At 72.1% G+C, this 7610-nt stretch carries 8 protein-coding genes and 1 pseudogene; 4 read left to right on the forward strand and 5 right to left on the reverse strand.

The genetic code is table 11. From position 1 onward, the window contains the following. Nucleotides 1-232 precede the first annotated feature (232 nt). Together A3CQ_RS0133905 and A3CQ_RS0133910 are read right to left on the reverse strand one after the other, a co-directional pair. The gene (locus A3CQ_RS0133905) at nt 233-529 is read right to left on the reverse strand and encodes a WXG100 family type VII secretion target (protein ID WP_020515399.1); all 297 of its coding nucleotides are present in this window, start codon (nt 527-529) and stop codon (nt 233-235) included. Nucleotides 530-553: 24 nt separating this feature from the next. After that, nucleotides 554-883, reverse strand: a complete 330-nt coding sequence (locus tag A3CQ_RS0133910) for a WXG100 family type VII secretion target (RefSeq protein ID WP_281171528.1) — start codon at nt 881-883, stop codon at nt 554-556. Between the two features lie 262 nt (nt 884-1145). Here A3CQ_RS0133910 and eccE point away from each other — a divergent pair, with 262 nt between their 5' ends. The 3 genes from eccE (at nt 1146) to rarD (ending at nt 4416) form a co-directional block, all read left to right on the forward strand. Beyond that, nucleotides 1146-2996 carry a type VII secretion protein EccE gene (gene eccE, locus A3CQ_RS0133915; RefSeq protein ID WP_020515401.1) on the forward strand — a complete coding sequence of 617 codons (1851 nt, stop codon included), beginning with the start codon at nt 1146-1148 and terminating at the stop codon, nt 2994-2996. Between the two features lie 44 nt (nt 2997-3040). Then, nucleotides 3041-3424, forward strand: a complete 384-nt coding sequence (locus A3CQ_RS0133920; RefSeq protein ID WP_020515402.1) for a phage holin family protein — start codon at nt 3041-3043, stop codon at nt 3422-3424. A gap of 65 nt (nt 3425-3489) precedes the next feature. Next, nucleotides 3490-4416 (forward strand): EamA family transporter RarD, encoded by a 927-nt coding sequence (gene rarD / locus A3CQ_RS0133925; protein ID WP_020515403.1) that lies wholly within the window; start codon nt 3490-3492, stop codon nt 4414-4416. Nucleotides 4417-4431: 15 nt separating this feature from the next. On the opposite strand, the gene A3CQ_RS0133930 is transcribed toward rarD, so the two are convergent. After that, entirely contained in the window at nt 4432-5148 is a 717-nt protein-coding gene (locus tag A3CQ_RS0133930) for an anti-sigma factor family protein (protein WP_245577437.1), read from the reverse strand. A 62-nt stretch (nt 5149-5210) separates the two neighbouring features. Then, nucleotides 5211-6005 carry an IclR family transcriptional regulator gene (locus A3CQ_RS0133935; protein WP_020515405.1) on the reverse strand — a complete coding sequence of 265 codons (795 nt, stop codon included), beginning with the start codon at nt 6003-6005 and terminating at the stop codon, nt 5211-5213. A gap of 153 nt (nt 6006-6158) precedes the next feature. Here A3CQ_RS0133935 and A3CQ_RS0133940 point away from each other — a divergent pair, with 153 nt between their 5' ends. After that, nucleotides 6159-7349: an MFS transporter gene (locus A3CQ_RS0133940; protein WP_020515406.1), complete on the forward strand. Its 1191-nt coding sequence runs from the start codon at nt 6159-6161 to the stop codon at nt 7347-7349. 131 nt (nt 7350-7480) lie between these two features. On the opposite strand, the pseudogene A3CQ_RS63195 reads toward A3CQ_RS0133940, so the two are convergent. Then, nucleotides 7481-7610, reverse strand: a pseudogene (locus A3CQ_RS63195) (polyprenyl synthetase family protein); the annotation flags it as partial.

Below are 7610 nucleotides of genomic sequence, written 5' to 3' on the forward strand. Positions count from 1 at the left end.
GGGCGGCTTTACGCTGACGGGCAAGTCGTGCCCCTGGCGGCCCCGGTTCGTCACCGACGGGCCCATTTTGCTCGCTGGTGGCGATCAGTCAACCACCGATCGTAGCGAGATCGGCCATCCGGGCCAGTACGCGATCGGGGGACATCGAACACGTAAGAACGGACTAAACGGAAACGGCCGGGTCAGCCTCCGCGGCTGGACCGACCGTTTCGCCTCTGCCCGGCGACCCGCTTCACTGGAAGCGCTGGGTCGCCTGCTTCTCGGTGGTGATGTAGTCCTGCGCCGACTGGTCGACGGCGGCCTTGATGTTCTGCAGGATCTGCGTGAGGTCCGCGGAGGCGGCACGCCACTTGGCCTGACGCGCGGCGTACGCCTGCTGCGCCTCGCCCTGCCACGTGCTCACCAGCGGGCCGGCCACCCGCTCGATCTCGTCGAGCTGGCTCTGCATGGTGCTCACGGCCTTGCCGATGTCGGCGCTCGCCTGCTGCAGCGCGCCGAAGTTGACGAGAAGAAGCCCGTCGTTAGCCATCTGTCACAACCCTTCTCGTCCGGCTCAGAGCGGCAGCTGGAAGCTGCCACCGCTGTTGGCGACCTTGCTGGCGGCCTCGGTGTCGGTGGCGTCGTAGCCATGACCCGACTGGCGGATCGACGTCGCCGTCTCCGACAGAGCCTGGTTGAGGCTCTTGAGATCGGCGGCGTACTGCTGCTTGACCTGCTCGAAGGCCTGCGCGCCGAGGCCCTTCCAGGTGCTCTCGAGCGTCGAGAGCTCGTTCATGAGCGTGGTCAACATCGACTGCAGCTGGTCGTTGACCTCGTCGAACTTCGTGGCGGTACTCGCCATCACCGAAGATTCAGCTTGTGTGCTGGCCACCCCGGTCGTCACCCCGCTTTCTCGATCGTTTGCGCCGAGGCGCCGGAATCCCCATGGGACGGGTCACCACGACCCTCGGCGTATCGACGTAGGCCACCACGTTAGCCGTGCGTGGCCGACTACTGTCTTCTATGTCGCCGACGGTAGCGACCCGGGTCAATCCGCGATACCCCGGGATCGTCGCCTGTGGATAACCTGGCACCCCCGGCGTTGGTGCTCGGGGCCCTACGATGGGCCGCGACGTGGCGGAATGCGGTCGGAAGGGCGGTGCGCGGTGACCGTGGGCGTGGCGGGTGGGCGGGAGTACCGCGAGCTCACCGGCGGGGCCGGCCGGCTACCGAAGGTCAACACCAGGCCGCTGCGCCGGGGCCGGTTGCTCGGCGTCCGGGTCAGCCAGCTGGTCGGCACGCAGGTCGCCGCCGTCGCCCTGCTCATCGGCGCGGTAAACGGCCCGATCGCCCTGGCCGCCTCCGCCGTCGTGGCCTTCGGCGTGCTCGTGCTGACCTGGCTGCGCGTACGCGGACGCTGGGTCTTCGAATGGATCGGGGTCGCGCTGCGCTTCGGCGGCCGGCGGCACACCGCGCCACCCGGGCCGGCCGTCGGCGCGCTGCTCGAGTTCGTGGCGCCGGGCACCCGGATCGAGCAGACCGACCTGGCCGGCGACCCGGCCGCCGTGATCGTCGACGGCCTCGGCCTCACCGCGGTGCTCGAGCTGGGTGACCCGGCCGGTCTGCTCGCCGAGGAGGCCGCGGCGCTGCCCTCGCCGGCCTCGCTGCTGCCCCCAGCCGGCCCCGACCAGCCGCCGGTGCTGATCCAGCTGCTGTTCAGCGGCGCCCCCGCGCCCTCGATCCGGGCCGGCGCCGGCACCCCGGCCAACTCCTACCGCCAGCTCACCGAGGGCCGCCTGCTCGGGCACAGCCGGGCGCTGCTCGCGGTGCGGGTGCTGCGCGGCGAGGGCTGGTCCGACGACGAGCTGCTACGCACGCTCTCGGGCCTGGTCCGCAAGATGACCCGCCGGCTCTCTACCGCCCCGGCCCGCCCGCTGGGCGAGGCCGCGGCCCTGCGGGTGCTCGCCGAGCTCACGCACGACGAGGGCGTCGGCGGCGCCCAGGAGTCCTGGGCCGGCCTGCGGGTCGGCGGACTCCTCCAGACCACGTTCCGGATGGACCGCTGGCCCGACACCCGGGTCGAGACCTCCCGGCGGCTGGTTCCCCGCATGCTCACACTGCCGGCGGCGGCCACCACGGTGTCGCTGACCGCCGGTCCCCGCGCGGCACACGGCCCCACCCCGATCGACCTCACGGTCCGCCTCGCCGCGCCCGACCCGGCCTCGCTCGGCGTCGCCGCCCAGGCCCTGCGCAAGGTGGTGGCGGCCGAGAACGCGCACGCCCGCCGGCTCGACGGTGAGCAGCTGCCGGGCCTGGCGGCCACCCTCCCGCTCGGCGTCGCGCCGGCGGCCGTGCCCGGACTACCGAGCGAGGTGCAGCCGGCCGAGCGCTCCGACGGCATGCTGCTGCCGGTCGGCACGTCGGGCCTGATGCTGGGCCGCAACCGGCACGGAAGCCCCGTGGTGGCCCGCCTGTTCCGCCCCGAGCAGACCCGCATGCTGCTGGTCGGCGGCGTCCGCTGCGCCCAGCTGATCGCGCTGCGGGCGATGGCGCTCGGCGCCCGGGTGGTGGTGCAGACCGCGCGCCCGCAGGCGTGGGAGCCGTTCGTCCGGGGCGCGTCGGTGCCCGGCGAGTCGATCGCCGTGGTCCCGCCCGGCCGGGCCGTCGAGATCGCCCCCGGCTCGGCCCTGCACCCGCTGCTGGTCGTGGTCGACGTGGGCCCGGTCGGCGCCGACAACCGGCCCGGCGCGGGCTGGCAGGCCACGCTCGTGGTGCGCGACGACTTCGGCGCCGCCGATGTCGACGTGGCGTCCCGGGCCGACCTGCTGATCGTGCAGCCGCTGCGCACCGAGGAGGCGACGCTGCTGGGCGGCGCGCTCGGCCTCGGCGAGGTGGCACAGTGGATGACCCGCATCCGCCCCGACATGGTGGGCGTGGTCAACCGCCGCGCGGTGCGATGGGCGGCGCTGGCCGAGACGCCGATCGAGGGCCAGCTGATCGGCACACCGAGCCGCTGAGAAAGCTACCGCCCACTAGCATGATCGTGACACCATCCGGTCCCATGGGAATCCTCATCCGGCTGGTGATCAGCGCGGTATCCCTGTGGATCGCGACACTCGTGATCGACGGGATCGAGCTGAACACCGACTCCGTTCCGAAGAAGATCGGGACGCTACTGGCCGTCGCGGTCATCTTCGGCATCATCAACGCGGTGCTCCGCCCGATCATCAAGGTGATCGGCTGCGGGCTCTACGTCCTCACCCTCGGCCTGATCTCGATCGTGGTCAACGGCCTGCTGTTCATGCTGACCAGCTGGATCGCCGGCAAGCTGGACCTGCCGTTCCACGTCGACAACTTCTGGCCCAGCGCGGTGCTCGGCGCCATCCTCGTCGGCGTCGTGAGCTGGCTGCTCAACATGCTCGTTCCGGACGGCGGCGACGACTGATCCGCCGGCAGTGAGCTGAGCCATATGCAAGGGGTCCGGGGCGCCCGGGCCCTTACGGTGTGGGCATGAGCGAGGAGCGGCGAGGGTACCTGTACGGCCTGGCGGCGTACGTGATCTGGGGTTTCTTCCCGATCTACTTCAAGCTGCTGCGGCCGGCCGGTGCCCTCGAGATCCTCGCCCACCGGGTGATCTGGTCGGTGGTGTTCGTGAGCCTGGTCCTCACGGCGCTCCGCAACTGGCGCTTCCTCGCCCGGGTGCTGCGTTCGCCGCGGCTGTTCGGCGGCATCTCCCTCGCGGCGGTGCTGATCGCCATCAACTGGGGCACCTACATCTACGGCGTCAACTCGTCGCGGGTGGTGGAGACCGCCCTCGGCTACTTCATCACCCCGCTGGTGCTCGTGCTGCTCGGCGTGACCGTGCAGCGCGAGCGGCTGCGCCCCTGGCAGTGGGCGGCCGTCGCGGTCGGCGGCATCGCGGTCGTGGTGCTGACCGTCGACTACGGTCGGCTGCCGTACATCGCGCTGCTGCTGGCCTGCAGCTTCGGCTCGTACAGCCTGGTCAAGAAGCGGCTGTCGCTGCCGCCGGCCGAGGGCCTGTTCATCGAGTCGGCCGTGCTGGCCCTGCCCGCCCTGGTCTACGTCGGCTGGCTGACCGCGGCCGGCGACGCGAAGTTCGGCCACGAGTCGGTGTTGCACACCAGCCTGATGATCTTCGCGGGAGTGGCGACCGCGGTGCCGCTGATGCTGTTCGCGGCGGCGGCCAACCGGGTGCCGATGGTCGGCATCGGCATCCTGCAGTACGTCGCGCCGATCCTCCAGCTCGCCTGCGGCCTGTTCCTCTTCCACGAGCCGATGCCGCCGGCCCGGCTCGCCGGGTTCGCCCTGGTCTGGATAGCGCTGATCATCTTCACCGTCGACGCGCTACGCCGGCGGCCGGCGCCCGGTCCGGCGCCCGCCAGCGCCGAGCCGGTCGCCGCCCTACCACCCCGCTGATCCGGAATCAGAGGATCAGGGGACGTCGTAGGCGAGCAGCACCCGGCCGTCGAAGCGCACCAGCGCGATCCGCTTGATCGCGCCCCGGCCGAAGTGGGTGAAGCCCTGCATCGGGAAGACCGCGCCGGGCGCTGCATCCCACGACCCGATCTGCTCCTCTTCGTCGTTGTGGCCGTAGGCGACCAGCCGGAACGTCGAGGCCTCGGTCGCCTCCGCGCTGTACGTGCAGGTCAGGTCGGCCTTCGTGCCGCCCGCGGTGCTGGTCAGCCGCAGTGTCGCGGTGACTCGCGAGGAGGAGTCGACCCGGGTCATCGCGACGGCCGGGCCGCTCGGCGACGATCCCGGGGAGGTGTCCCGGGTCCAGGCGAGCACGCCGATGCCGACCAATCCCACGAGGATCGCCACGGCAACGCTGCTCAGCATCCGTACGCCCAATGTCTTGCGCCTTTTGCCCCGCCCGGCGGCCGGAGCCGCCATGTCCCGCAGCGACGCACCCGGGTGGTCGGCGGTCAGCGTCGGGTCGAGGAGCTTCGCGAACTCCTTGGCGTCCAGCCGGGACAGCAGATCGGGCAGCGCCGAGATGTCGGCGACCGCCTCCCGGCAGAACGAGCAGGTGGCGAGATGCCTCTCATAGGCGGCACGCTCGGCCGGCGAGAGGGCACCCAGCACGTACGCGCCGTCATCATGCTCGTGCTCGCAGTGCACCCCGTCACCACCCTCCGCTGACCTCACGCGTGCACCCTGTCTTACGTGGCATGGCAGCGTGAGGTTCAAAGGAGTCTTAGGCACCCTTGTCAGGCCGTGGCGGACTCCCCCGCGGAGAGGGCCTCGGCGACGTTGCGCGCCGCCGCGGTCAGTTTGGCCCGCACCACCCGCGCCGAGGTGAGCATCTCGGCGGCCGGCAGCGAGCACGCGAGCACCAGCCGGCGCTCGATGTCGCGGTCGGGCACCACGAGCACGGCGGCGCAGGCCAGGCCCTGCCGGAACTGGCCCATCTCGATCTGCATGCCACGCCGCTCGCCGGCCGCGAGATCGGCCTCGAGCGCCTCGGGCGTGGTCAGCGTCGCCGGGGTGAACTGGCGCATGCCGTAGTCGCGGAGGTATCGCGCGCGCTGGTCGGGGGTGAGCGTGGCCAGCAGCGCCTTGCCCAGGGCGGTGGCATGGCCGCCCTCGTCGAAGCCGGGGGCCATGTCGTCGACGAACGGCGAGCGGGCGCCCTCGGCCGAGGCGGTCACCGCTATCCGGCCGCCGACGAAGCGACCCAGATAGTGGGTGTAGCCGGTGTCGACGGCGGCACGGCGCAGCGCCTCGCCGACCGCGGGTGGCCCACGGAAGGCCGAGACGAGCTCGCGGTACCGATCGGCGATCTCCAGACCGACGATGTACGTGCCGTCCTCGCGACGAATCACGTACCCCTCGTAGGCCAAAGTGCGCACGAGGTGGTACGTCGTCGCCACGGTCAGCTCGCACCGTCGCGCTATCTGCTTCACGGTGAGTCCGCGCGGGGCCCGGCCGACCGACTCGAGGACGCGCAACGCGCGTGACACGCTCCGAATCAGATCGGACGGCTCCGCCAGGGGGTCGCGCACAGCTACCTCCGACGCCAGGGACTTACACCATATGAATAATCTTCCCCCGACGGAATGCCAAACAGCATGTGGATCACGATCGATTTGCACGACGCGTGTGGTCATTTGCACTCAACGCGGTGGGATGCATTCTGTGGGCCTAGGCTGCGAGCGATGGGGTCACCGCCCGGCAACGCATCGACCAGCGTAAACGTAAGCCGCCCGTGGCACGCGGTCACGGGCGCTCTGACCACGACCGTCGCGGTCTCGATCCCGGTCTTCCTGGTCGGCGGCCTGGCCGTCCAGGTAAGCGATGATCTTGGATTCTCCCCGGCCGGGCTCGGCCTCGCCGTCTCGGCGTACTTCGGCGGCAGCGCGCTCGCCTCCCTGCCGGCCGGCGCGCTCGTCGAGCGCTACGGAGCGGCACGGATCTCCCGTTACGGCATCGCGCTCTCCGCGGCCTCGATGATCGCCGTGGCGGCCGTCGCCGATGCACTGTGGAGCCTCGTCGCGATCCTCGCGCTCGGCGCCGGGGCCAACGCGATGGGTCAGCTCGCCAGCAACACCAGCCTGTCCCGGCACGTGCCCGCCGGCCGGCAGGGCCTGTCGTTCGGCGTGAAGCAGGCCGCCATCCCGGTGAGCACGCTCCTGGCGGGCGCGGCGGTGCCGACGGTGGCGCTCACCCTGGGCTGGCGGTGGGCGTTCGTCCTGGGCGGTCTGCTGGCGGTGCTGGCGATCCCGCTCGTCCCGGCCGACCATCGTGCTTCCCGGGCGAGGCCTACGGAGAAGAGCCAGGCGACGGGCGCCCTCGTCGTCATCGGTTTCGCGGCCACGCTGGCCGCCGCCTCCGCCAATGCCCTCGGCACGTTCCTCGTCGACTCGGCGGTGGCCCGCGGCATCGCTCCCGGCCCGGCCGGCCTCTCCCTCACCCTGGGCAGCGCGGTCTGCGTCACCGCACGGATCGTCGGCGGCTGGCAGGCCGACCGCCGCCCCGGCCGCCAGGTGGGGGTCATCGCCGGCCTGCTGGCCTTCGGCGCGGTGGGGCTGTTGCTGCTGGCCGTGCCCGGCCCGGTTCCGCTGATCGCCGGCGTCGTGCTCGGTTTCGGCCTCGGCTGGTCGTGGCCCGGCCTGATGAATTTCGCGGTAGTGCGGCTGCACCCGCAGGCGCCGGCCGCCGCCACGTCGATCACCCAGACCGGGGTCTACGCCGGTGGCTGCGTGGGCCCGCTCGGCCTCGGCGCGGTCGCGGCCCTCGCCGATTACCCGACGATGTGGGTCGTCGCGGCCGCCGCGATGGTGAGCGCGGCCGCGCTGATGCTGCTCGGGAGCCGGATGCTCAGCTCCTTCGGCCCGCGCGGCGCATAGGCCGGCTCGGCGCACCCGGCCGGCTCGGCGCACCCGGCCGGCTCGGCGCACCCGGCCGGCTCGGCGCACCCGGCCGGCTCGGCGCACCCGGCCGGCTCGGCTCGCCCGGCCCGCTCAGCTCGCCGGCCTGCTCAGCTCGTGCGGTCGGCGATGAAGTCGCAGAGCGCTTCCATCGCACGCTTGGCCTCACCGGCCGGCAGCGGAGCCAGCTGGGCCCGCGCCTCCTCGGCGTACGTGCGGACGGTCTCGCGCGCCCTTTTC

The sequence above is a fragment of the Paractinoplanes globisporus DSM 43857 genome, assembly GCF_000379645.1.
Lineage (GTDB): Bacteria > Actinomycetota > Actinomycetes > Mycobacteriales > Micromonosporaceae > Actinoplanes > Actinoplanes globisporus.

Excerpts from the sequence above, each read along its gene's own strand:
- A3CQ_RS0133905 (WP_020515399.1), bottom strand. The coding sequence starts at position 529 with ATGGCTAACGACGGGCTTCTTCTCGTCAACTTCGGCGCGCTGCAGCAG.
- A3CQ_RS0133920 (WP_020515402.1), top strand. The coding sequence starts at position 3,041 with ATGGGAATCCTCATCCGGCTGGTGATCAGCGCGGTATCCCTGTGGATC.
- rarD (WP_020515403.1), top strand. The coding sequence starts at position 3,490 with ATGAGCGAGGAGCGGCGAGGGTACCTGTACGGCCTGGCGGCGTACGTG.
- A3CQ_RS0133940 (WP_020515406.1), top strand. The coding sequence starts at position 6,159 with ATGGGGTCACCGCCCGGCAACGCATCGACCAGCGTAAACGTAAGCCGC.